The organism is Aquicoccus porphyridii (assembly GCF_008369105.1).
GTDB lineage: Bacteria > Pseudomonadota > Alphaproteobacteria > Rhodobacterales > Rhodobacteraceae > Aquicoccus > Aquicoccus porphyridii.
Genome location: NZ_VINQ01000001.1, coordinates 515,819 through 539,254, shown reverse-complemented (window position 1 = coordinate 539,254; position 23,436 = coordinate 515,819). Strand labels below are relative to the sequence as shown.

Here is a 23,436-nt window from a genome sequence, read left to right as displayed (position 1 = left end):
ACAGGGAGACTAGGACAATGAGCACCACAGTCATCAAGAACGGCACCGTCGTGACCGCCGATCTGACCTATGAAGCGGATGTCCTGATCGAGAACGGCACGATCACCGAGATCGGCAAGGGCCTCAAGGGCGATAAGGAACTCGACGCCACCGGCTGCTATGTCATGCCCGGCGGCATCGACCCGCATACCCATCTGGAAATGCCCTTCATGGGCACCTATTCCTCGGATGATTTCGAATCCGGCACCCGCGCGGCGCTGGCGGGCGGCACCACGATGGTGGTCGATTTCGCCCTCCCGAACCCCGGCGAGGGGCTGTTTGACGCGCTCAAGCGCTGGGACAACAAGTCGACCCGCGCCAATTGCGACTATTCCTTCCACATGGCCGTGACATGGTGGGGCGAGCAGGTCTTCAACGACATGGAAAAGGTGGTGCGCGAGCGCGGCATCAACACGTTCAAGCACTTCCTCGCCTACAAGGGCGCGCTCATGGTCAATGATGACGAGCTTTACGCGAGCTTCTCACGCCTGGCCGAACTGGGCGCGACGCCGATGGTGCATGCCGAGAATGGCGATGTCGTGGCCGAGCTTTCCGCCAAGCTCCTGGCCGAGGGCAACACCGGCCCCGAGGCCCACGCCTATTCCCGCCCGCCACAGGTCGAGGGCGAGGCCACCAACCGCGCGATCATGATCGCCGACATGGTTGGGGCTCCGCTCTACGTGGTGCATGTGTCCTGCGAGGAATCACATGAAGCCGTCCGCCGCGCCCGGATGCAGGGCAAACGGGTCTGGGGCGAGCCGCTCATCCAGCACCTGACCCTCGACGAGAGCGAATATTTCAACAAGGATTGGGACCATGCCGCGCGCCGCGTGATGTCGCCACCCTTCCGCAACAAGATGCACCAGGACAGCCTGTGGAACGGGCTGCAATCGGGCTCGCTCTCGGTGGTGGCGACGGATCATTGCGCCTTCACCACCGAACAGAAACGCTATGGCGTGGGCGATTTCACCAAGATCCCCAACGGCACCGGCGGGCTCGAGGATCGCATCCCGATGCTCTGGACCCATGGTGTCGGAACCGGGCGGCTCACCCCCAACGAATTCGTGGCCGTGACATCAACGAACATCGCCAAGATATTGAATTGCTACCCGAAAAAGGGTGCGATCCTCGTGGGCGCCGATGCCGATATCCTCGTGCTCGATCCCGAGAAAGAGAAGACCATCACCGCCGCCTCCCAGCAATCGGCGATCGACTACAACGTGTTCGAGGGCCAGCATGTCAAGGGCCTGCCGCGCTATGTGCTGACCCGGGGCCAGGTCGCCGTGATGGACGGCGAGATGCGCAACGAAGAGGGCCATGGCAAGTTCGTCGCCCGCGAACCCAACGCGCCCGTGAACCGCGCGCTCAGCCAGTGGAAAGACCTGACCGCGCCCCGCCCGATCGAGCGCACGGGCATCCCGGCCAGCGGCGTATGAGCGACACACCCGCCATATCCGGCGTGCTCGAAGCCGCGCTTTATGTCGACGATCTCGACGCGGCGGCGGGGTTCTATGGCGATCTCCTTGGCCTCGAAGAGGTGATCCGCCACGACCCGCGCCACATCTTCTATCGCGCGGGCGAGACCATCGTGCTCCTTTTCGTGGCGCACGAGACGCGGATTCCACCCTCGTCCGATACTGCCCTGCCGGTGCCGCCACACGGCGCGACCGGGCCGGGACATCTGTGCTTCAACGTGCCGGGCGACGCGCTCGACGACTGGCGCGCCCGGATCGAGGCGGCGGGGATCGAGATCGAGGCCGATTTCAGATGGCCGAACGGCGCGCGCTCGGTCTACCTGCGCGACCCGGCTGGAAACAGCATAGAATTTGCCGAACCAAAACTGTGGGAGCGCCGCGCGTGAACGAAAATACCCCCGTGATCCAGGCCCGGAACCTCGATCTGACCTTCGAGACCAATGACGGCCCGATCCATGCCCTCCAGGATGTGAGCCTCGATATCATGAAAGGCGATTTCGTGAGCTTCATCGGCCCCTCGGGCTGTGGCAAGACGACCTTTCTGCGGGTCATCGCCGCGCTCGAAGAGCCCACCGGCGGCACCGTGACGGTCAATGGCATGACCCCGGACGAGGCCCGCCGCGCCCGTGCCTATGGCTACGTGTTCCAGGCGGCCGGGCTTTACCCGTGGCGCACCATCGAGGGCAACATCCGGCTGCCACTCGAAATCATGGGCTTCGAGCGCCCCGAGATGCGCGAGCGGATCGACCGGGTGCTGCAACTCGTCGATCTCGAAGGGTTCGGCAAGAAATTTCCGTGGCAGCTTTCGGGCGGGATGCAGCAGCGCGCCAGCATCGCCCGCGCGCTGGCCTTTGATGCCGATATCCTGCTGATGGACGAACCCTTCGGTGCGCTCGATGAAATCGTGCGCGATCATCTCAACGAACAATTGCTCAGGCTCTGGGACAAGACCAGCAAGACCATCGGCTTCGTCACCCACTCGATCCCCGAAGCGGTCTATCTCTCGACCCGGATCGTGGTCATGTCGCCGCGCCCGGGCCGGATCACCGACGTGATCGAGAACACCCTGCCGCGCGACCGCCCGCTCGACATCCGCGACACGCCGGAATTCCTCGAAATCGCCCACCGCGTCCGCGAGGGGCTTCGCGCGGGGCATGCCTATGAGGATTGAACCGATCTTGCGGTCCGGGATGGCGCACCATGGTCCTTCATCTTGCCGCAAATACTCAAAAACGCGGCGCTGTCGGGTTGGCCGGGTATTTGAGTATTTAGAGCAAGATGAAGAACGGGGAGGGCGTGCGCGATGATGCGAAACCTCTTGTCGATCCTCACCGTCGTCGCCGCGATCATCGGGCTCTGGTATGCCGCCTGCATCCCGATGAACATGCACGAGGCCACCCAACAGGCACAGCGCGCCGGGACCGAGGTCACGCCCGCCACCGCCTCCGAGCGGCTGCAACTTGGCGGAATTGCGCTGGCAGTAAAGAACCCGACACTCTGGCGCGGCTCGTTCGGCCAGGACCGCCCGCGCCTGCCATCGCCCGATCAGGTCATGACCGAGCTGTGGAACACCACCGGCGCCATGGCGCTCTCGGGGCGGGCAATGTCGAAACGCAGCCTCGTCTTTCACAGCTGGATCACGCTTTCGGCCACGCTTCTGGGCTTTGCCTTCGGCACCGGGCTCGGCATCATCCTCGCCGTCGGCATCGTGCATTCGCGCGCCATGGACATGAGCGTGATGCCCTGGGCCATCGCCAGCCAGACCATCCCGATCCTTGCGCTCGCGCCGATGATCATCGTGGTGCTGAATTCCATCGGGCTTCAGGGGCTGATCCCCAAGGCGATCATCTCGGCCTATCTGAGCTTCTTCCCGGTGGTGGTGGGCATGGTCAAGGGCCTGCGCGCACCCGGCATGATGCAACTCGACCTGATGCGCACCTATAACGCGACGCAGGGCCAGACCCTGTGGAAGCTGCGCCTGCCCGCCTCCATGCCCTATCTCTTCGCCTCGCTCAAGATCGGCATCTCGGCCTCGCTCATCGGGGCCATCGTGGGCGAGTTGCCGACCGGGGCCATTCGCGGCCTCGGCGCGCGGATGCTGACCGGCTCCTATTACGGTCAGACCATCCAGATCTGGTCGGCGCTCTTTGCCGCCGCGATCCTTGCCGCGATCCTGGTCGGCACGATCGGCCTGATCCAGCGCAGGACATTGAAACGCATGGGGATGCAGCCATGAATGCAGCCGTGAAATCGCTTGGGCTGAGCCTGCCCGGATTCGTGCTTTTCGCGGCACTGGGATTGTCGGTCGCGGACGGGTCGGGCTGGATCGGGGTGGCGCTGGCAGTCGCCGCCGTGGTGCTGGGCTGGCTCGCCATCCGCGGGCTGGCCACGCATTTCGACACGCAAGGCTGGGCGCGGCTCGGGGCGCCGATCCTGCTCGGGCTGCTGATCCTCGTGCTGTGGGAGGTGACGGTGCGCGCGCTTGCCGTGCCCTTCGTCATCCTGCCGCCGCCCTCGGCAATCGCGGTCAAGATGTCGACCTCGCTGCCGATCCTCTGGGCCGACATGGTCCAGACCGTGGTCAAGGGCGCGCTTACCGGTTACGTGATGGGATGCGGCGCCGCCTTCCTCACCGCCGTGGCCATCGACCGCTCGCCGTTCCTGCAACGCGGGCTCTTGCCGGTGGGCAATTTCGTCGCCGCCCTGCCGATCATCGGCACCGCGCCGATCCTGGTCATGTGGTTCGGCTTCGACTGGCAATCCAAGGCGGCGGTGGTCGTGGTGATGGTGTTCTTTCCGATGCTGGTGAACACGGTCGCGGGCCTCTCCGAGACCACGGCGATGCAGCGCGACCTCATGCACACCTACGCGGCCTCCTACCGCCAGACGCTCTTCAAACTGCGCCTGCCGGCGGCGATGCCGTTCGTTTTCAACGGGCTCAAGATTTCATCGACACTGGCGCTGATCGGTGCAATCGTGGCCGAATTCTTCGGCTCACCCACGCTCGGCATGGGCTTTCGCATCTCGACATCGGTGGGGCAGCTTGCGCTCGACATGGTCTGGGCCGAGATTGTCGTCGCCGCCATCGTGGGCAGCGCCTTTTATGGTAGTCTGGCAATCATAGAGAAGGGGGTCACGTTCTGGCACCCCTCGCAACGAGGCTGAGACAGGCAACGAAACTTCTATAAGCAAACAGCAACTCAACAGGGAGCCAAAAGAATGAAGACATTGATGACAACAGCCATGGCGGGCGCAATGACGCTGGCCGCGTCGCTGGCACAGGCCGCCGACGATGTGACGCTGCAACTCAAATGGGTGACGCAGGCGCAATTCGCAGGCTATTACGTCGCCCTCGACAAGGGGTTCTACGAGGAAGAGGATCTTGACGTCACGATCAAGCCGGGCGGCCCGGACATCGCACCGACACAGGTGATCGCGGGTGGCGGCGCCGACGTGATGGTCGACTGGATGCCCGCCGCGCTGGCCGCGCGCGAAAAGGGTCTGCCGCTCGTCAACATCGCGCAGCCGTTCAAATCCTCGGGCATGATGCTGACCTGCCGCAAGGATGCGGGCGTCGAGACCACCGAGGATTTCAAGGGCAAGACGCTGGGCGTCTGGTTCTTCGGCAATGAATTCCCGTTCCTGAGCTGGATGAGCAAGCTCGACATGCCGACCGATGGCGGCCCGGACGGCGTGACCGTTCTCAAGCAGGGCTTCAACGTCGATCCGCTCCTGCAGGGGCAGGCGGCCTGCGTCTCGACCATGACCTATAACGAATACTGGCAGGTCATCGACGCCGGCCTCACACCCGAGGAACTGACCGTCTTCAAATACGAGGACCAGGGCTCGGCCACGCTCGAAGACGGGCTCTACGTGCTTGAGGAAAACCTCGAAGACCCCGAGTTCAAGGACAAGATGGTGCGCTTTGTCCGCGCCTCGATGAAGGGCTGGAAATGGGCCGAGGAGAATCCCGACGAAGCCGCGATGATCGTGCTCGAGAATGACGAGACCGGCGCCCAGACCGAGAAGCACCAGAAGCGGATGATGGGCGAGATTGCCAAGCTCACCGCCGGGTCCAACGGTGCGCTTGACCCGGCCGATTACGAACGCACGGTGCAATCGCTGCTCTCGGGCGGCTCCGACCCGGTGATCACCATGGAACCCGAAGGGGCCTGGACGCATGAAATCACCGACGCCGCGCTGAACTGAGGCAACGGCCCGACGAAGACCTGGCCCCGGGGGAAACTCCGGGGTCATTTTTTGTGCGCATTACCTGTGGACAAGGATCGGGTGCGCGACTAGACACAGCCTCGGTTCGGGGCGTGGCGCAGTCTGGTAGCGCACCTGTTTTGGGTACAGGGGGTCGTGAGTTCGAATCTCGCCGCCCCGACCAAGCGGCAGATCACCCGCCGGATTCATTCACATTCATGACCGGGTCATGTCGTCAGGCAGGCGTCCACCGCGTCCCCCGGGGGCGTTGTCATCGGCGTTCCGCCAAGCCGGGCCAGCATCCCGCGCAGTTTCTGCTCGATGCGGCGATCATCGTGAAGCACCCGCTGCACCCGGCCATCGCGTTGGGGCACCATGAGAAAGGCACAGCTCGTGACCACCTCGCCATCGCTCGCACCAGTGCGCGCGAGGCTGATCACCAGCCGCGGCAGCGTTTCGATGATTCCATCATAGGCCAGAATCGCATTCGCCGTTGCCGCCGGTTCAAGCAGCATGCGGCACTGGATCACGCCCGGCACGGGGCTGTGAATCTCGTCGCCCGGATCGGCGCAGGCGACTTGCATGGCCTCGCCAAGCCCGGCGGGGGCTTGCACGAAATGCGCGCTCGTCACCTGTGGCAGATCGCCCGTCGTGGGCGCATCCGAGCAGGCCGCAAGGGCTATCCCGGCCACCGTCGCGACCGTTCGGGAGAATCGCTTTGACCACATGGTGACCGGCCTTTCCGTGTCGGTTTCGTGACACTTGACCCGGGATCGGAAAATTTTTTTCCTTGCCGCCTCGCCGGGGCCGATCCGGGCCCGTTCCGGTCTCCGGGGTCACGCGGACCTTCAATTTCGGTCGATAACTGTGCTAAAATCAAGTCCTTTCGCACACTGGCCATTGCCGGTCTTCCACCCGCCGCCAATCGACTCGCCCTGTGGATGAATCATTTGCCCCGCCCGGATTTTGTGCCGCGGCCACGGTCAACCGGAAAATCGGCCCGTTTTCAAAATAAAGCAGTTGACGATTGGGGGCGCTCTACGCCAGTTTGTGTAGGCCGGTCGAGAGGACACAACATATAGTGGCCCACGAGGGACAGGCAGGGAAAACAAAAAGTCAGATACGGGTCGGGCACGACGCTTGACCGCCATCCGTTGCAGCTTGCCTTGCGGGCTGCGGACGTCCGATTTCACCCTGCCGTTTCTTGATCCGGTGCGCTGCCCCAAGAGGCCGGGGAGCGCCAACGGGACTTGGAAGATTGAATCAATGGGGCAGCGATGAAAATCGAAAGAAAATTCACCAAGGCTGGGCAGGACGCATATGCCGAGATCGAATTCGTCACCACCGCGTCGGAGATCCGCAATCCTGACGGCACCATCGTGTTCCGTCTCGACGAGGTCGAGGTGCCGAGCGGTTGGAGCCAGGTCGCATCGGATGTGATCGCACAGAAATATTTCCGCAAGGCCGGCGTGCCGGCAAAGCTCAAGCGGGTCGCGGAAAAGGGCGTGCCCGAGTTCCTGTGGCGCTCGGTCGCGGATGGCAAGGATGTCGAAAAGGGCGGCGAGACCTCGGCCAAGCAGGTCTTCGACCGGCTGGCCGGTGCATGGGCCTATTGGGGCTGGAAGGGTGGCTATTTCTCGACCGAGGAAGACGCCCAGGCCTATTTCGACGAAATGCGCTTCATGCTGGCCACCCAGATGGCCGCCCCCAACAGCCCGCAATGGTTCAACACCGGTCTGCACTGGGCCTATGGCATCGATGGCCCGGGGCAGGGGCACTACTATGTCGATTACAAGACCGGCAAGCTCACCAAGTCGAAAAGCTCCTATGAGCACCCGCAACCGCATGCCTGCTTCATCCAGTCCGTCGGCGACGACCTGGTGAACGAGGGCGGCATCATGGACCTCTGGGTGCGCGAGGCGCGGCTCTTCAAATACGGCTCGGGCACCGGCACCAATTTCTCGAGCCTGCGCGCCGAAGGCGAATCGCTCTCGGGCGGGGGCCGGTCCTCGGGCCTCATGGGCTTCCTCAAGATCGGCGACCGCGCGGCGGGCGCGATCAAGTCGGGCGGCACCACGCGCCGCGCCGCCAAGATGGTGATCGTCGATGCCGACCACCCCGATATCGAGGAATACATCAACTGGAAGGTCAAGGAAGAACAGAAGGTCGCGAGCATCGTCGCCGGTTCCAAGATGCACGAGCAGAAGCTCAACTCGATCTTCGCCGCGATCCGCGCCTGGGACGGGGCGCTCGACGATGCAACCGACCCCAAGGTCAACGCGGGGCTGAAAGCGGCGATCCGCGACGCCAAGAAGGTCGCGATCCCCGAAACCTATGTCAAACGGGTGCTGGATTACGCGCGCCAGGGCTATGGCTCGATCGAGTTTCCCACCTATGACACCGACTGGGACAGTGAAGCCTACGCGTCGGTCTCCGGACAGAATTCCAACAACTCGATCCGGGTGACCGACGCCTTTCTCAAGGCCATCAAGGACGACGCCGATTGGGAGCTCATTCGCCGCACCGACGGGACGGTCGCCAAGACGATCAAGGCACGCGACCTCTGGGAACAGGTCGGCCATGCCGCATGGGCCTGCGCCGATCCGGGGATTCAGTATCACGACACGATCAACGCATGGCATACCTGCCCGGCGGATGGCGCGATCCGTGGCTCGAACCCCTGTTCGGAATACATGTTCCTCGACGACACCGCCTGCAACCTTGCCTCGATGAACCTGCTGACCTTCCTCAAGGACGGCGAATTCCAGGCCGAGGATTACATGCATGCGACCCGGCTCTGGACCGTGACGCTCGAAATCTCGGTCCTGATGGCACAGTTTCCCTCCAAGGAAATCGCCCAGCGGTCCTATGATTTCCGCACGCTGGGGCTTGGTTACGCCAATATCGGCGGCCTCCTGATGAATATGGGGCTGGGCTATGACAGCGACGAGGGCCGCGCGATGTGCGGCGCGCTCACCGCGATCATGACCGGCGTCTCCTACGCCACCTCGGCCGAGATGGCGGGCGAGCTGGGCGCCTTCCCGGGCTATGCGCGCAACGCCGATCACATGCTGCGGGTCATTCGCAACCACCGCAACGCCGCCTATGGCGCGACCGATGGTTATGAAAACCTCGCCGTCAAACCCGTCCCGCTCGATCACGGCAACTGCCCCGAGGCCAAGCTGGTCGACCTCTCCAAGGCCGTCTGGGACGAGGCGCTCAAGCTGGGCGAAAAGCACGGCTATCGCAACGCGCAGGTCTCGGTCATCGCCCCCACCGGCACGATCGGCCTCGTGATGGATTGCGACACCACCGGGATCGAACCCGATTTCGCGCTGGTGAAATTCAAGAAGCTCGCCGGCGGCGGCTACTTCAAGATCATCAACCAGTCGGTGCCCGCCGCGCTCGAGAAACTCGGTTACGGCTCGGCTGAGATCGAGGAAATCATCGCCTACGCGGTCGGCCATGGCTCGCTCGGGCAGGCGCCCGCGATCAACCACGGCACGCTGGCCGGCCACGGCTTCACCCAGCGCGAGATCGACAAGGTCGAGGCTGCGTTGGCCAGCGCCTTCGACATCCGTTTCGTCTTCAACCAATGGTCGCTGGGCTTGGACTTCTGCACCGGCACGCTCGGTATCCCCGCCGAAAAGCTCAACGACCCGACCTTCGACCTGCTGCGGCACCTTGGCTTTTCGCGCGCCGATATCGACGCGGCCAACGATCATGTCTGCGGCACCATGACGCTCGAAGGCGCGCCGCACCTCAAGACCGAGCATTACCACGTCTTCGATTGCGCCAATCCCTGCGGCAAGATCGGCAAGCGGTCTCTCGGCACCGAGGCGCATATCCACATGATGGCCGCCGCGCAAAGCTTCATCTCGGGGGCGATCTCCAAGACGATCAACATGCCCAACGATGCCACCATCGAGGATTGCCAGAAAGCCTACGAACTGAGCTGGTCGCTCGGCGTCAAGGCCAACGCACTCTACCGCGACGGCTCGAAACTCAGCCAGCCACTGGCCGCCGCCCTGGTCGAGGATGACGAGGACGCGCAAGAGACGCTGGAAAGCGGCTCGAACCACGAAAAGGCACAGGTTCTGGCCGAGAAGATCATCGAGAAGGTCGTGATCAAGGAAATCGTCCGCTCGAACCGCGAAAAGATGCCCGAACGCCGCAAGGGCTATACGCAAAAGGCCATCGTCGGCGGGCACAAGGTCTACCTGCGCACCGGCGAATACGAAGACGGCCAGCTTGGCGAGATCTTCATCGACATGCACAAGGAAGGCGCCGGTTTCCGCGCGATGATGAACAATTTCGCCATCGCGGTCAGCGTCGGCCTGCAATACGGCGTGCCGCTCGAGGAATTCGTCGATGCCTTCACCTTCACCAAGTTCGAACCCGCGGGCATGGTGCAGGGCAATGACAGCATCAAGAACGCCACCTCGATCCTCGACTACATCTTCCGCGAACTCGCGGTGAGCTATCTCGACCGGACCGACCTCGCCCATGTCAAACCGCAAGGCGCCTCGTTCGACGATCTCGGCCGTGGCGAGGAAGAGGGCGTCTCCAACATCAAGGAGATATCGGGAACCGCCGCCTCGCGCTCGCTCGAAGTGCTCAAGCAGATCAGCTCGACCGGCTACCTGCGCAAGCGCCTGCCACAGGAACTGGTGGTGCTTCAGGGCGGGCAGGCGGTCGGCGGCACCGCGCTCCACGGGGCCGATCCGGTCTCGACGCTCAACACGCTGGTGCCGGAAACCGCCGGGGCGGCGGGCGCCACCATGGCCGCGTCGAGCACCACGACCGCCATGGCCTCGGGCACGGTCCCGATGGACGCCCGCTCCAAGGCCCGGATGCAGGGCTACGAGGGCGAGGCCTGCGGCGAGTGCGGCAACTACACGCTGGTGCGCAACGGCACCTGCATGAAATGCAACACCTGCGGCGCGACAAGCGGGTGTAGCTAAGACTTCCGGGGCGGGTGCGCTCGCCCCTGACGGCGTTCAGGCCGCAGGCAGAAACCGGGCGGTAATCAACGAGTGAGCCTGAACGGCGAAACTGAAAGGGGGGTCTCCGGGCCCCCCTCTTTTCTTGTCCTCGATTCGCATCAACTGTCGCCTGGCCGGGAATACGCAATCTCCCGCCAACCTGAAAAGAACCGGCTTTTCCGGCCATTCCCTGCCTAAACCCAATGCTGCATGCGGGGAGATCCGCTCAACCGGGGGTGGCGGAATTTTGCCCGGCAGATGTCCGCCCGCCGCACCCCCCCGAAATGGCGGCAAACGGCGCGAAATCGGCCCGCGACGCACGACCCGTTTCCAGACCATGCCCCTCTTTGCTTCATGGCGGCCGAAGGCTGTGACCTTCATCAACCACAAGAGGAGATTACGACATGAAACCGCTCTTTCCGACCCTGGCCGCTCTTTCGGTCCTGATGGCCCCCGCACTTGCAATGGGGCAAAGCGCAACCGATGCGGACGCCAATGGTGACGGCGTGCTGAGCCTCGAAGAGGTTCAGGCCGTCTATCCCGAAACCACCGCGGAGGATTTCGACGCGATGGACCTCAATGCCGACGGCGCACTCGACGATACCGAGGTCCAGGCCGCACAGGATGCCGGCATGTTGGGGGCGGCTGACTGACGCAGAAAACAAGCCCCCTGCCGTCATCCCCAACGGCGGCAGGGGGCCCAACCGCCGCGAAATGGCGACCGAAGGCTGTGACCTTCACCCAACCTCAAGAGGAGACTATGACATGAAACCACTCTTTCCCACCCTGGCCGCTCTTTCGGTTCTGATGACCCCGGCACTCGCAATGGGGCAAGGCGCAACCGAGGTGGATGCCAACGGCGACGGCGTGCTGAGCCTGGAAGAGGTTCAGGCCGTCTATCCTGAAACCACCGCCGAAGATTTTGACGCGATGGATCTCAACGGCGACGGGGCGCTCGACGATGCCGAAGTCCAGGCCGCGCAGGATGCCGGCCTGATGGCGGCGCCGTCGGCGGACTGACGAAGAAAACAGCCCCCTGCCGCCGCTCCTCCCGCCGGCGGCAGGGGGCAGTCGGGTCGCGATTATTTCGGCGCGGCCCGGCGCATCCTCCCCAGCGCACGCCGCGTTAACCCCGTTCCCTGCCGAAAGGTTAACGCATCCCCGGCAGCCGGATGTCAGCCGGACGGCAGCCGGGAGTCACCCCCCGGTTTTTCGCCGGAAAATCGCCGTTAACCCCACCGCGCGCTGCCCGCGGCTAGGCTGGCGGCGCGGCCCGGCGCAGCATCCCGAAAAGATCGCGCGGATCGTCGGGATCGGCCAGAAGATCGAGCGGCGCAAAGAAATCCGTGCCCCGGATCGCATCGCGCAGGAACCGCAACGCGCTGAAATCCTCGATCGCGAAACCCACGCTATCAAACAACGTGATCGCCCGCGCATCGCGCCGCCCCGGCGCCGCGCCCGTGATCACCTGCCAAAGCTCGGTCACAGGATGATCCGGCGCCATCTGCTGAATCTCCCCCTCGATCCGGGTCTGTTCGGGATATTCCACAAAGATATCACTACGATAGAGGATCGCGGGGGCCAGCTCGGTCTTGCCCGGACAATCGCCGCCAATGGCGTTGATATGCACGCCACTCCCCACCATGTTGTCGGTCAGGATCGTGGCATATTGCTTGTCGGCGGTGCAGGTGGTGATGATCTGCGCGCCCTCCATGCTCTCTTCGGCGCTCTTGCACTCAACGACCCGCAGCCCCATCCCCGCAAGGTTGCGCGCCGCCTTCTGCGTCGCCTTGGGGTCGATATCGTAAAGCCGCACCGTGTCGATGCCGCAAATCGCTTTCATCGCAAGGCTCTGGAACTCCGCCTGCGCCCCGTTGCCGATCATCGCCATCACCCGCGACTCGCCCGGCGCCAGGTATTTCGCCGCCATCGCCGAAGTCGCCGCCGTGCGCAGCGCCGTCAGGATGGTCATCTCGCTCAGCAGCACCGGATAGCCGGTATAGACATCCGCCAAGAGGCCGAATGCGGTGACGGTCTGCAACCCTTCGCTGGTGTTCTTGGGGTGGCCGTTCACGTATTTGAACCCATAGGCTTCGCCGTCGCTGGTCGGCATCAACTCGATCACGCCGACATCCGAATGGCTCGCCACGCGCGGGCTCTTGTCGAACCTCTCCCAGCGGCGGAAATCGGCCTCGATGTAATCGGCCAGCCCGCGCAGCGTTTGCTCAATCCCAAGATGATGGATCAGCCCCATCATGTGATCGACCGAAACGAAAGGAACCAAAGCCTTGTCAGAGGGTTGCGTCATGATCTTCATCCTTTCGCATAGGTCGGGCGGTCGAATACCTGCCGCCCGAGCGCCGAAGCGGCGAGGTCGACCATCATCTGTGCACTGCGCCCGCGCTCGTCCAGGAACGGGTTGAGTTCGACGAGGTCGAGCGAGGTCATCAGCCCGCTGTCATGGATCATCTCCATCACCAGATGCGCCTCGCGGAACGTCGCCCCGCCCGGCACGGTGGTGCCCACGGCGGGCGCGATCCCGGGATCGAGGAAATCCACGTCAAGCGACACATGCAGCGCGCCGCCCGCATCCGCCACCCGGTCGAGGAAGGCCGCCAAGGGGCGCGCGATGCCATGCTCGTCGATGCTGCGCATGTCGTGGCAACGGATGCGCGAGGCCGTCAACGCCTCGCGCTCCGCCCCGTCGACCGAACGCAACCCGATGATGCAGATATTCTCCTCCGGCACGGCGCAGGGCAGCGGCGGAAACCCGTCAAACCCGGGCCGCCCCGTGATATAGGCCAGCGGCGTGCCGTGCAGATTGCCGCTTTGCGTGGTCTCTGGCGTGTGGAAATCCGAATGCGCATCGAGCCATAACACGAATTGCGGTCGGCCGGTCTCGGCCGCTTGGGCCGCCACCCCCGCCACGCTGCCCAGCGAAAGCGCATGATCGCCACCCATGAAGATCGGCAGGCCCGCCTGCATGGCATCGCGCGCCGCGTCGATGAGCGCGCGGGTCCAGCCGATCACCGCGTTGGGGCGAAAGATCGTGCCGCCGGGTGCGTCGGGGTCATGCGGGGCAGGGGCGAGATTGCCCCGATCCGTAACCCGGTGTCCCAACAATTCGAGTTCGCCCACGATGCCCGCGATGCGATAGGCATCCGGCCCCATCAGGCACCCCTGCCGCCTCTTGCCGCTGTCCATCGGCACTCCGACCAGTTGAATGTCCCGCTGCTCCATGATGATCCTCTTTGTCCGCTTTTGGGCAATCTTTCTCCGATACGGGGATTGATCCAGCGGGCAATTGGGTCAAAATGGTGCGAGATTGATCGAAACGAAGGCTGGGGCAAACGAAATGGACGATACAGATCAGAAACTCATCTCGGCCCTGCGCCACGATGCCCGCGCCTCGCTTTCCGATCTGGCGTTGCTGCTTGGGGTGTCGCGCACCACCGTGCGTGCGCGGATCGAACGGCTCCGGCGCGCGGGCGAGATCATCGGTTTCACCGTGGTCCTCAAGGAGGACGCGCTAGCCGACCCGGTGCGCGGGCTGATGATGATCGGGATCGAAGGGCGCGGCGCAGACCGGATCATCCGCCAGCTTTCGGGCCTTTCGGCCGTGCGCGGGGTGCACAGCACCAATGGCCGCTGGGACGTGATCGCCGAGATCGGCACCGCAACGCTCGAGGAATTCGACGACATCCTGGCCCGCATCCGCCGCTTCGACGGGGTGGCGACCAGCGAAACCTCGCTCCTGCTCAACACACGCAAATCGGCGCGGAGCTGATCGCGCGACCTCAGACCCGGCTGCGCGCCGCCAAGAGCCACAACCCCATCAATCCGAACGAGATCACCGCGTTCCAGCTTGCCATCGACAGGCTCAGCATCTCCCACGGCACCTCGTCGCACATCACCACGCCGGTGGGCGCATCGAGGCTCAGGAGATCGCCGCCCGACAGCCCGCCAAGCCCGCCACCGCCCGAGCAACTGGCCGGACCCTCCCACCAGCCGCGCTCGACTCCGGTGTGATAGACGCCGATGCCGCCCGTGCCACCCGCCGCCAGCGCGCCCAGAAGCGGCAGACCCCGCCCCGCCACCATCAGCGCCAGAACCCCGATCACCACCGCCGCCACATGCGGATAGCGTTGCCAGTAACACAGCTTGCAGGGCGCCATCTCGCCCACATACTGGAACAAGAGCGCGCCGATCAGCATCGCCGCAGACCCCCCGGCGGCCAGAATGATCAATGTCGGTCGGTTGAGTGTCATAGGTATCGCACCGCGTAGAATCCAGCGAGCAGAATGATCACGAACAGCACGAACATCAAGCCCAACCGACGCTCGATGAAATCACGTATCGGTGCGCCGTATTTCCACAGCAGCACCGCGACGATGAAGAACCGCAGCCCCCGGGCAAGAATCGAGGTGGCGATGAACGTACCCAAAGGCATCGCTGACCAGCCCGACATGATGGTGATCACCTTGTAGGGAAACGGCGTCATCCCCGCGGTCAACACCGCCCAGAAGCCGAAATCGTTGAAACGCGTGTTGAACGCCTCCATCGCCTCGCCCTTGCCCATCGTGGCCAGAATGGGCTGGCCGATCTGCTCATAGGCGAAAAACCCGATCGCATAGCCCAACATCCCCCCCAGAACTGAGGCCAGCAGCGCCACGCCCGCGATCAGGAAGGCGCGATTGGGCCGGGCGAGGATCATCGGAATCATCAACACGTCCGGCGGAATCGGAAAGACCGAGCTTTCGATGAACGCCACCACCGCCAGCGCCCAGAGTGCGCGCGGATGATCGGCCAACCGCATCGTCCAGTCGTAAAGCCCGCGTATCATCCCGCCCCCTTTGCCGCTTTTTCCATCCCGTGCCGCATTCCGCACTGGCGTCAAGTCACCGAACCCTGCAAACTATGCGCAAAAATCGACCAAGGACAGGATCGGAGGCATCCATGACGGTTCTCATCGCCGGCGCAGGTATCGGCGGGCTTACACTGGGGCTGAGCCTGCATCAACTGGGCATTCCCTTCCGCATCTTCGAGGCGGTGCAGGAAATCCGCCCCTTGGGTGTCGGCATCAACGTGCAGCCCCACGCCATCCGCGAGCTGCACGAGATGGGCTTGCAGGACGCGCTCGACGCCGACGGCCTGAAAACCGAAGAGGTGGCTTATTTCTCGGCGCAAGGCGGGCGCATCTGGTCCGAACCGCGCGGCCGGTTCGCGGGCTACAACTGGCCACAATACTCGATCCATCGCGGGCGGATGCAGATGCTCCTGCTGCATGCGCTTGTCGAGCGCGCAGGTTCGGACGTGATCCAACGCGGTGCCGCGGTGAGCGATTGGCGCGAAACCGCCGAAGGGGTCGAGATCACGCTGACCGACCGCGCCAGCGGGGCACGGACCGGCACCGCGGAGGGCCGTGTTTTCGTTGCCGCCGACGGGATCAATTCGCGCGCCCGCGCGAAACTCTATCCCGACGAGGGCCCGGCCCATTGGGGCGGGGTGATGATGTGGCGTGGCGTCACGCGCGGGCCGACCTTCCTCACCGGGCGCTCGATGGCCATGGCCGGGCGCCGCGCGTGCAAGTTCGTCTGCTACCCGATCGAGGATTACGGCGATGGCACCTGCCTGATCAACTGGATCGCCGACCGGATGATGCCCGATGACTACGAATGGCGCGAACAGGACTGGAACCGCGATGGCGAGCGCGCCGATTTCGCCCCCGCCTTCGCCGACTGGTCCTTCGACTGGCTCGATATTCCACGGATCATCGCCGATGCCGAACATATCTTCGAATACCCGATGGTCGACCGCGACCCGCTCCCGGCCTGGACCCGTGGCCGCATGACGCTTCTGGGGGATGCCGCCCATGCGATGTATCCGATCGGCTCCAACGGCGCATCACAGGCGATTCTCGATGCCCGCATCCTCGCGCGCGAGCTGCGCGACCGTGGCCTGACAGGCGACGCGCTGCAAAGCTACGAGGACATCCGCCGCGAAACCGTGAACGCGCTGGTGCTGGCCAATCGCGGCGACGGACCCGACAAGGTTCTCGACGTGGTGGCCGAGCGCGCCCCCGACGGATTCGACGATATTTCCGACGTGATGAGCGGTGACGAGTTGAAAGAAGTCGCCGGCGCCTACAAGAAGATGGCCGGAATGGACATCGAAACACTGAACACGCGCGGCCCGCTCATTCCGACCTGAGATCCGCGCATTTTGCCCTTTTCAAAGCCCCGGACCTCGCGTTAAACGGGGGAACCGGGCCCAAGTGGCGGAATGGTAGACGCAGGGGATTCAAAATCCCCCGCCTTCACGGGCGTGAGAGTTCGAATCTCTCCTTGGGCACCAACACCCGGTCCACGACTCAATCGATTCGGCCCCCTGTCTTCCACAACCATTTTGAATTCGTGTTCAATTGTCGGAAAACCCGACGATTGATGCGCCGGACCTGGCTGAACCTGCCGAGTGCGCCCGGAAAATGAACAAATTTCCGACACATTTGTTCGCTCTCGATTGTTCTCGTTTCGGAAACATATTTCCGGCCAGCCCGGACCACGTCTTCCCGAGTTTCGTCAGCTTAGACCTTGGGCCAAAGGTGAAATCACTGAGAGGCGATGCTGCCAATATGGAAACAATCGCAGGAAAAGTGAGGATAAATCCGGCAAGATTATGGCGGCATTCAGCCATAAGTAGAGTAATCATGTCTTTTTCCCGTCAGATTCCGGTTTGCCCGGGAACAGGTGCAAGCTATTCTAATTCTGCCCAACTGGGGGGCGCATCTGCTGGCCGTGGGGCGGCCGCTGAACTGTGACGCATCCGTGCGATGTGGGGAAAGAGGCGACATGCGCGCATGAGTGTGCAGCGTGCTGCCGATGCTGCCGGATCGGGCTTTGGCCCGCGATTTTCCGTGCGAGCCTTTCCACTCCACGCGCTACGAACATGTCACGCATGAAGGGTTAACGGGCCACATCCGCGCAATTTGCCGGTCAGGGTCCGCATTGTCGCCACGCGACAGGCCGGGAAACCGGTGAAATGTGAAAGGGTCTTTTTACTATGGCTGATCTGGTACTCGATTGGGGGCTCTTCGGAGCATACGGAACGGATTTTGGGGCATCCCAGACGGTGGACACGGGGGGTGTCGACGTCACCGTCGCATTCGATCAACAGGACGCGGGCGCACAGGCCTTCACCTTCAACGCCGAAGGCTATGTCGGGCCGGACGAATCGTTCTCCGCGACCTCGTTTCTGAAACTCTTCGGCGATGGCGGCCCTGGCGGAACCTCCGACACCTCCACCACCACGATCTCCTTCGCTTCGAGCGACGATGAGTTCGGCGACGCGGTGCAGAACGTGTCGTTCCGGGTCAACGATATCGACAGCGGCACGGAAGACACCGGCGAATCTTCCGGTTTCCATTTCGACATGCTCACGATCCGCGCCTTCGACGCCGAGGGCAACGAGGTGCCCGTCACGGTCACCCCCGGCAGCGACGTGGTCGGCAGCGGCAACACGCTGAGCGGTGGCGCGAATTCCTGGACGCCGACCGACGCGCAGGCCTCCGCCCTGGTCGAGATCGCCGGACCCGTCGCCTCGGTCGTGATCGACTATGACAACACCGGCGAAGGCGATCAGAAGATCACCGTGTCGGACGTCTATTTCTCGACCACGGATGCCGAGCCTCAGGAGCCGGTTCCGGGCGACGACAGTGCGGCAACCGACGAAGGCACGCCCGTCGTGATCGACGTTCTGGAAAACGACACCGATCCGCAGGGCCAGCCGCTCGAAGTGACCGGCACGTCCGATCCAGCGAACGGCACGGTGACGATCAACCCCGACGGCACCGTGACCTACACGCCCGAGGCGGGCTTCACCGGCGAGGATACGTTCGATTATACGGTCACCGACCCGGACGGCAACACCGCGACCGGCTCCGTGACGGTGGCGGTCGAACCCGAAGGCGGGCCGCAGGCTCCGGTCCCGGGCGACGACAGCGCGGAGACCGGCGAAGACACGCCCGTCGTCATCGACATTCTGGAAAACGACACCGACCCGCAGGACCAGCCGCTCAGCGTGACCGGCACCACCGATCCGGCGAACGGCACGACGATCGTGGCCCCGGATGGCCGGGTCATCTATGTCCCCGACGCGGGCTTTACCGGTGAGGATACGTTCGACTACACGGTCGAGGACACGGATGGCAATTCCGCCACGGGCACCGTCACAGTTACCGTGAACGAAGGCGGCGACGGCGGCCCGAACTACATCGTCGAAGGCACCGGTGGCGATGACCTGATCGACATTGATTACACCGGCGACCCGCAGGGCGACATGATCGACGCCAACGATGCGCGCGACGGATCGAACGACGATATCGTGATCGCGGGGCCGGGCGATGACACGATCCTTGCCGGTGAGGGCGACGATCTCGTTTATGCCGGACCGGGCGATGACCTCATCCAGGGCGAAGAGGGTCACGACACGCTGGTCGGCGGCGATGGCGACGACACGCTCGACGGCGGCTCGGGCGATGACACCATGCTCGGCGGCGACGGGCGCGACACGTTCACCAACGCCAATCCCGGCGATGTCGTGGATGGTGGCGGCGGTCCCGACGGAACCAATCCCGACGATGGCCTGCCCTACGATTATGACACGCTCGACCTCAGGGGCTCGGCCCCCGAAGGCGGCAGCCTGCGGATCGAATACACCTCCGAGGACCGCGAAGACGGCATCGTGCACTATCTGAACGCCGATGGCGAAGATTCCGGCGCGCTCGAATTCCGCGAGATCGAGAATGTCGTGCCCTGCTTCACCCCCGGCACCGCCATCGCCACCCCCAAGGGCGAGCGGATGGTCGAGGATCTGCAACCGGGCGACAAGATCATCACCCGCGACAACGGTATCCAGGAAATTCGCTGGATCGGCACCCGCACGCTTACCGGTCACGAATTGGCCCGCAAGCCGGACCTGCGCCCGATCCTGATCCAGAAAGGCAGCCTCGGTCACAACCTGCCCGAGCATGACATCCTGGTCAGCCCGCAGCACCGGATGCTTCTGACCGGCGACAAGACCCAGCTCTACTTCGAGGAAACCGAAGTGCTGGCCGCCGCCAAGCATCTGACCGCGATGCCCGGTATCGACGAGGTCGGCACGCTGGGCGTCACCTATGTCCACTTCATGTTCGACCATCACGAGGTGGTGCTCGCCAACGGCGCATGGTCCGAAAGCTTCCAGCCGGGGGCCAATGTGCTCGACGGTCTGGGACGGGAGCAGCGCGGCGAGATCCTCGACCTGTTCCCCGAGCTTACCACCACCGAGGGGTCGACGATTACGCCGCCGCGCGCCGCGCGCTGAAACGGCACGAGGCCCGGCTGCTCGCTGGCTGAACCATGGATTGATCCGGGGCCGCGCGTGACACATGTGGCCCCGGACACCCCCCAAATGATACGAATATGCGGCTGCCTCGGGTGCTGATCCTTCACCCGGGCACTTGGGGGAAGGGTGTTCGCATCTTTCCCCCATCCTTCATGGGCTCACCGGGCCCGCCACTCCGCGAAATCCTCGGGCGTGTCGAGATCAATCAGCGCGTGCCGACCGGGCAGGGGAACGAGGTTCACCGCCTCGTCGCGCAGAACCGCTCGCGCCCCCGCATCGCCCTGCAACGCCATCAGCGCCGGGAAAAGCCTAGCCGGAAACACCACCGGATGCCCCGGCGTGCCATCCGCGGCGGTTGCGCGATGCACCTGGTCGGGCGCCGCGCGAAACGCATTCCGCATCGCCTCCATGTCCGCCGTGGTGAGGTCGGGCATGTCGGCGGGCAGGATCATCACCGCGCCCGCGCCCCGGGCCAACGCCGCAACCCCCGATCTGATCGACGCGCCCATACCCTCGGTCGCATCGGCCACGTAAACCGGCTGGGCTTCACCGATCAGTTTTGCGCGTGGATGATCCGGGCCGGGCAGGGCCACGAATACCGGAAGCCCCGAGGCCACGGCCCGCGTCACCACCCGCGACAATAGCCGCACGCCCTCGATGTCTTCCAGCAGCTTGTCACGCCCTCGCATCCGGGACGATGCCCCGGCCGCGAGGATCAATATGGCGATGCGGTCCATGCCGCGCAGTCTTGCCATGCGCGGCCCGGAAGACAAGCCTCAGCCCCGCATCCGCGCACCGTCCGCATCGAACAGCGGCGTTTCGATCAACCGCGCCTTGCGCATCTCGCCGAGGATCTCGATCTCGGCCTCAAGACCCTCCGCCGCCATCTCGCGCGGGATCAGCCCCTGCGCGATCGACTTGCCCGCATGGTGCGAATACCCCCCGGAGGTGCAGAACCCCCGCACCGTGCCATCGATCCAGATCGGCTCATAGGCTTGCACATCCGCGTCCTCGGCCTCGACTTCGAACGCCACGAGCTTGCGTGCCGCCCCCGCCTCGCGCTCGGCCTCTGCCGCCGCTCTCCCGATGAAATCGACCTCTTTCGACCATTGGATGAAACGGTCCAGCCCGGTTTCGCCCGCCGTGTAATCGGGCGAGAATTCGCGCAGCCACGCACCGAAAAACTTGTCGAGCCTGAGGCTCATCATCGCGCGCATGCCAAAGGGCTTCATCCCATGCGGCTGGCCCGCCTCCCACAGCGTCGTCCAGAGGCTGCGTTGCGCCATCGGGTCGCAATAGATCTCGAAACCCAGATCGCCGGTATAGCTCACCCGCTGCACAAGGCAATCGACCATGCCCACGGTCAGATGCCGCAGATCCATGAAACGCATGTCCGACAGATCCTCGCGCACCACCGATTGCAAGACCTCGCGCGCCTTCGGCCCCGCGATCTGGAACCCGTTGAGCCGGTCACTGATGTTCTCGACCCGCACGCCTTCGGCCTCGTTCTGCTCGAACCAGCGCATGTGATAGGCTTGGGAGCCATAGGATGCGGTCAGTTGGAACGCATCGTCCGACAGGCAGGAAACGGTGAAATCGCCGATGAGCCGCCCCTTGGGCGACAGCATCGGGGTCAGCGACAACCGCCCCGGCTTGGGAATGCGCCCCGCCATGATCCGGTCGAGCCATGCGCGCGCATTCGGACCCGTCACCAGGTATTTGCCGAAATTATGCACCTCGTTGATGCCCACCGCCTCGCGCACGGCCCTGACCTCGCGCGCGGTGGCGTCCCAGGCGTTCGAGCGGCGGAAAGACGGCGTCTCGAATCGCGGCTCTTTTTCCTGGCCTACCGCTTCGCTGCTTGAGACCGCGTAGCCTTGCGCAAAATAGTTGACCACCTCGAGCCCGTATTGCGCGCCCCAGACCGCGCCCATGCCGTCAAAGATGTCATACATCGGCGTCTGGCGACAGGGCCGCGCGGCGGGCAGTTCCTCGTTCGGATAAGCCACGGAAAAGCGTTTCTGGTAATTCTCGATCACCTTGGGCCGCGTATATCCCGGCGTGATCCAGTCGCCAAAGCGCGCGCAATCCATCGCGAACGTGTCACGCTCGCATTCTCCCTCGACCATCCACTGCGCCAGCATCAGGCCCACGCCACCGCCCTGGCTGAACCCGGCCATCACAGCGCAGGCCGACCAGTAATTGCGCATCCCCGGCACCGGCCCCACCAGCGGATTACCATCGGGCGCGAAGGTGAACGGCCCGTGAATGACCGATTTCACCCCCGCACGCTCGAGCGCCGGAAACCGGCGATAGGCGAATGCGATGCTGTCCTCGATCTTGTCGAAATCGTCGGGCAACAACTCATGCCCGAACTGCCATGGCGTGCCATCCACCGCCCATGGTCGACAGGGCTGCTCGTAGAACCCGATGCACAGGCCGCGCCCCTCCTGCCGCAAATAACTTTCTCCGGCCGGGTCCATCACGTGCGGATGCTCGCCCCCCGCGTCGATCATCGCGGCGATCTCGGGCACTTCCTCGGTGACGATATATTGATGCTCCATCGGGTGCAGCGGGAAATAGACCCCCGCCATCGCCCCCACCTCGCGCGCCCACAATCCGCCCGCGTTGACCAGGTGCTCGGCATGGATCGTGCCCTTGTCGGTCACCACGTCCCACGTCCCGTCGGCGCGCTGGTTGGTCTCGCGCACCATGCAATGCGTCTCGATCGTGGCCCCGCCCATGCGCGCGGCCTTGGCATAGGCATGGGTCGTGCCCGAAGGGTCGAGATGCCCGTCAAGCGGATCGTAAAGCGCCCCGATCACGCCCTCGGTATTGGTCACCGGCGCGATTTTCCTGATCTCTTCCGGCCCCACGATCTCGGTTTCCAGCCCCATGTAGCGATGCTTGGCCCGCTCGGCCAGAAGCATGTCCATCCGGTCGCGATTGTCCGCAAGCGTGATCCCGCCCACGTGATGCAACCCGCAGCTCAGCCCGGTGATCTCTTCCAGTTCCTTGTAAAGCCGGATCGTATAGCCCTGAAGCGCGGCCATGTTGGTATCGCCGTTGAGCGTGTGAAACCCGCCCGCCGCGTGCCACGTGCTGCCGCTCGTCAATTCGCTGCGCTCGACCAGCATCACATCCGACCAGCCCAGCTTGGTCAGGTGATACAGCACCGAACACCCAACGACCCCACCCCCGATCACGACCACGCGCGCACTGGTTTTCATCGCCCTTTTCCCTCTCGTTTTTCCCGCGTTGCCGTCACCCTGACCGTTTCACCCGCCCCCCGGCATGTCACTGAGCGACGAAGCACGTCGCATTCGGGCAATTCGCCCCGTGCGCCC

19 protein-coding genes and 2 tRNA genes are annotated in these 23,436 nt (G+C 64.0%); 14 read left to right on the top strand and 7 right to left on the bottom strand.

Translation table 11 applies throughout. From position 1 onward, the window contains the following. The first annotated feature begins 17 nt into the window (after nucleotides 1–17). The 7 genes from hydA to FLO80_RS02605 all read left to right on the top strand — a co-directional run bounded on the left by hydA (nucleotide 18) and on the right by FLO80_RS02605 (nucleotide 5,907). A complete protein-coding gene (gene hydA / locus FLO80_RS02635) occupies nucleotides 18–1,475 on the top strand; it encodes a dihydropyrimidinase (RefSeq protein ID WP_111361898.1) in 1,458 nt (485 codons plus the stop codon). After that, on the top strand, nucleotides 1,472–1,900 hold the full coding sequence (locus FLO80_RS02630) for a VOC family protein (RefSeq protein WP_111361899.1): 429 nt from the start codon (nucleotides 1,472–1,474) through the stop codon (nucleotides 1,898–1,900). Before hydA ends, FLO80_RS02630 begins: the two co-directional genes overlap by 4 nt. A 14-nt stretch (nucleotides 1,901–1,914) precedes the next feature. Then, the gene (locus FLO80_RS02625) at nucleotides 1,915–2,685 is read left to right on the top strand and encodes an ABC transporter ATP-binding protein (RefSeq protein WP_246156539.1); all 771 of its coding nucleotides are present in this window, start codon (nucleotides 1,915–1,917) and stop codon (nucleotides 2,683–2,685) included. Between the two features lie 135 nt (nucleotides 2,686–2,820). Further along, on the top strand, nucleotides 2,821–3,750 hold the full coding sequence (locus FLO80_RS02620) for an ABC transporter permease (protein WP_111362368.1): 930 nt from the start codon (nucleotides 2,821–2,823) through the stop codon (nucleotides 3,748–3,750). Further along, a complete protein-coding gene (locus FLO80_RS02615; RefSeq protein ID WP_111361901.1) occupies nucleotides 3,747–4,679 on the top strand; it encodes an ABC transporter permease in 933 nt (310 codons plus the stop codon). The genes FLO80_RS02620 and FLO80_RS02615 overlap by 4 nt, the downstream gene beginning before the upstream one ends. 54 nt (nucleotides 4,680–4,733) lie before the next feature. Continuing rightward, nucleotides 4,734–5,723 (top strand): ABC transporter substrate-binding protein, encoded by a 990-nt coding sequence (locus FLO80_RS02610; RefSeq protein WP_111361902.1) that lies wholly within the window; start codon nucleotides 4,734–4,736, stop codon nucleotides 5,721–5,723. Between the two features lie 107 nt (nucleotides 5,724–5,830). Further along, nucleotides 5,831–5,907 (top strand) — tRNA-Pro (locus FLO80_RS02605). A 43-nt stretch (nucleotides 5,908–5,950) separates the two neighbouring features. Here FLO80_RS02605 and FLO80_RS02600 read toward each other — a convergent pair. Continuing rightward, a complete protein-coding gene (locus FLO80_RS02600; RefSeq protein WP_111361903.1) occupies nucleotides 5,951–6,451 on the bottom strand; it encodes a hypothetical protein in 501 nt (166 codons plus the stop codon). Nucleotides 6,452–7,000: 549 nt separating this feature from the next. On the opposite strand from FLO80_RS02600, the gene FLO80_RS02595 reads away from it, so the two are divergent. From FLO80_RS02595 to FLO80_RS02585, 3 genes are all read left to right on the top strand, one after another. Beyond that, the gene (locus FLO80_RS02595; RefSeq protein ID WP_111361904.1) at nucleotides 7,001–10,687 is read left to right on the top strand and encodes a vitamin B12-dependent ribonucleotide reductase; all 3,687 of its coding nucleotides are present in this window, start codon (nucleotides 7,001–7,003) and stop codon (nucleotides 10,685–10,687) included. Between the two features lie 425 nt (nucleotides 10,688–11,112). Further along, a complete protein-coding gene (locus FLO80_RS02590) occupies nucleotides 11,113–11,361 on the top strand; it encodes an EF-hand domain-containing protein (RefSeq protein WP_111361905.1) in 249 nt (82 codons plus the stop codon). Nucleotides 11,362–11,473: 112 nt separating this feature from the next. Next, a complete protein-coding gene (locus FLO80_RS02585; RefSeq protein WP_188078193.1) occupies nucleotides 11,474–11,728 on the top strand; it encodes an EF-hand domain-containing protein in 255 nt (84 codons plus the stop codon). Between the two features lie 235 nt (nucleotides 11,729–11,963). Here FLO80_RS02585 and ocd read toward each other — a convergent pair whose 3' ends face one another. Together ocd and rocF are read right to left on the bottom strand one after the other, a co-directional pair. Then, entirely contained in the window at nucleotides 11,964–13,016 is a 1,053-nt protein-coding gene (ocd, locus tag FLO80_RS02580) for an ornithine cyclodeaminase (RefSeq protein ID WP_111362370.1), read from the bottom strand. A 5-nt stretch (nucleotides 13,017–13,021) separates the two neighbouring features. Next, complete coding sequence (gene rocF, locus FLO80_RS02575) at nucleotides 13,022–13,948, bottom strand: arginase (RefSeq protein WP_111361906.1); 927 nt, start codon at nucleotides 13,946–13,948, stop codon at nucleotides 13,022–13,024. Nucleotides 13,949–14,063: 115 nt separating this feature from the next. Between rocF and FLO80_RS02570 the strand changes: the two genes are divergently transcribed. Next, nucleotides 14,064–14,495, top strand: coding sequence for an Lrp/AsnC family transcriptional regulator (locus tag FLO80_RS02570; RefSeq protein ID WP_111361907.1), 432 nt, complete (start codon nucleotides 14,064–14,066; stop codon nucleotides 14,493–14,495). A 10-nt stretch (nucleotides 14,496–14,505) separates the two neighbouring features. Here FLO80_RS02570 and FLO80_RS02565 read toward each other — a convergent pair whose 3' ends face one another. Both FLO80_RS02565 and FLO80_RS02560 read right to left on the bottom strand, forming a co-directional pair. Beyond that, a complete protein-coding gene (locus FLO80_RS02565) occupies nucleotides 14,506–14,976 on the bottom strand; it encodes a disulfide bond formation protein B (RefSeq protein ID WP_111361908.1) in 471 nt (156 codons plus the stop codon). After that, entirely contained in the window at nucleotides 14,973–15,551 is a 579-nt protein-coding gene (locus FLO80_RS02560) for a YqaA family protein (RefSeq protein WP_111361909.1), read from the bottom strand. The genes FLO80_RS02565 and FLO80_RS02560 overlap by 4 nt, the downstream gene beginning before the upstream one ends. A 113-nt stretch (nucleotides 15,552–15,664) precedes the next feature. Between FLO80_RS02560 and FLO80_RS02555 the strand changes: the two genes are divergently transcribed. From FLO80_RS02555 to FLO80_RS02545, 3 genes are all read left to right on the top strand, one after another. Further along, the gene (locus tag FLO80_RS02555; RefSeq protein ID WP_111361910.1) at nucleotides 15,665–16,918 is read left to right on the top strand and encodes a flavin-dependent oxidoreductase; all 1,254 of its coding nucleotides are present in this window, start codon (nucleotides 15,665–15,667) and stop codon (nucleotides 16,916–16,918) included. Between the two features lie 58 nt (nucleotides 16,919–16,976). After that, nucleotides 16,977–17,062 (top strand) — tRNA-Leu (locus FLO80_RS02550). Between the two features lie 705 nt (nucleotides 17,063–17,767). Then, the gene (locus FLO80_RS02545; protein ID WP_111361911.1) at nucleotides 17,768–20,068 is read left to right on the top strand and encodes a Hint domain-containing protein; all 2,301 of its coding nucleotides are present in this window, start codon (nucleotides 17,768–17,770) and stop codon (nucleotides 20,066–20,068) included. 179 nt (nucleotides 20,069–20,247) lie between these two features. Here the strand turns inward: FLO80_RS02545 and FLO80_RS02540 are convergent, their stop codons facing one another. Next, nucleotides 20,248–20,844 (bottom strand): nucleotidyltransferase family protein, encoded by a 597-nt coding sequence (locus tag FLO80_RS02540; RefSeq protein ID WP_246156529.1) that lies wholly within the window; start codon nucleotides 20,842–20,844, stop codon nucleotides 20,248–20,250. A gap of 21 nt (nucleotides 20,845–20,865) precedes the next feature. Continuing rightward, complete coding sequence (locus FLO80_RS02535; RefSeq protein ID WP_111361913.1) at nucleotides 20,866–23,319, bottom strand: GcvT family protein; 2,454 nt, start codon at nucleotides 23,317–23,319, stop codon at nucleotides 20,866–20,868. Nucleotides 23,320–23,436 lie beyond the last annotated feature (117 nt).

Bases quoted from the DNA above. Each gene is read 5' to 3' on its own strand.
- hydA (WP_111361898.1), top strand. From the start codon at position 18: ATGAGCACCACAGTCATCAAGAACGGCACCGTCGTGACCGCCGATCTG.
- FLO80_RS02630 (WP_111361899.1), top strand. From the start codon at position 1,472: ATGAGCGACACACCCGCCATATCCGGCGTGCTCGAAGCCGCGCTTTAT.
- FLO80_RS02620 (WP_111362368.1), top strand. From the start codon at position 2,821: ATGCGAAACCTCTTGTCGATCCTCACCGTCGTCGCCGCGATCATCGGG.
- FLO80_RS02615 (WP_111361901.1), top strand. From the start codon at position 3,747: ATGAATGCAGCCGTGAAATCGCTTGGGCTGAGCCTGCCCGGATTCGTG.
- FLO80_RS02610 (WP_111361902.1), top strand. From the start codon at position 4,734: ATGAAGACATTGATGACAACAGCCATGGCGGGCGCAATGACGCTGGCC.
- FLO80_RS02600 (WP_111361903.1), bottom strand. From the start codon at position 6,451: ATGTGGTCAAAGCGATTCTCCCGAACGGTCGCGACGGTGGCCGGGATA.
- FLO80_RS02595 (WP_111361904.1), top strand. From the start codon at position 7,001: ATGAAAATCGAAAGAAAATTCACCAAGGCTGGGCAGGACGCATATGCC.
- FLO80_RS02590 (WP_111361905.1), top strand. From the start codon at position 11,113: ATGAAACCGCTCTTTCCGACCCTGGCCGCTCTTTCGGTCCTGATGGCC.
- FLO80_RS02585 (WP_188078193.1), top strand. From the start codon at position 11,474: ATGAAACCACTCTTTCCCACCCTGGCCGCTCTTTCGGTTCTGATGACC.
- ocd (WP_111362370.1), bottom strand. From the start codon at position 13,016: ATGACGCAACCCTCTGACAAGGCTTTGGTTCCTTTCGTTTCGGTCGAT.
- rocF (WP_111361906.1), bottom strand. From the start codon at position 13,948: ATGGAGCAGCGGGACATTCAACTGGTCGGAGTGCCGATGGACAGCGGC.
- FLO80_RS02570 (WP_111361907.1), top strand. From the start codon at position 14,064: ATGGACGATACAGATCAGAAACTCATCTCGGCCCTGCGCCACGATGCC.
- FLO80_RS02565 (WP_111361908.1), bottom strand. From the start codon at position 14,976: ATGACACTCAACCGACCGACATTGATCATTCTGGCCGCCGGGGGGTCT.
- FLO80_RS02560 (WP_111361909.1), bottom strand. From the start codon at position 15,551: ATGATACGCGGGCTTTACGACTGGACGATGCGGTTGGCCGATCATCCG.
- FLO80_RS02555 (WP_111361910.1), top strand. From the start codon at position 15,665: ATGACGGTTCTCATCGCCGGCGCAGGTATCGGCGGGCTTACACTGGGG.
- FLO80_RS02545 (WP_111361911.1), top strand. From the start codon at position 17,768: ATGGCTGATCTGGTACTCGATTGGGGGCTCTTCGGAGCATACGGAACG.
- FLO80_RS02540 (WP_246156529.1), bottom strand. From the start codon at position 20,844: ATGGCAAGACTGCGCGGCATGGACCGCATCGCCATATTGATCCTCGCG.
- FLO80_RS02535 (WP_111361913.1), bottom strand. From the start codon at position 23,319: ATGAAAACCAGTGCGCGCGTGGTCGTGATCGGGGGTGGGGTCGTTGGG.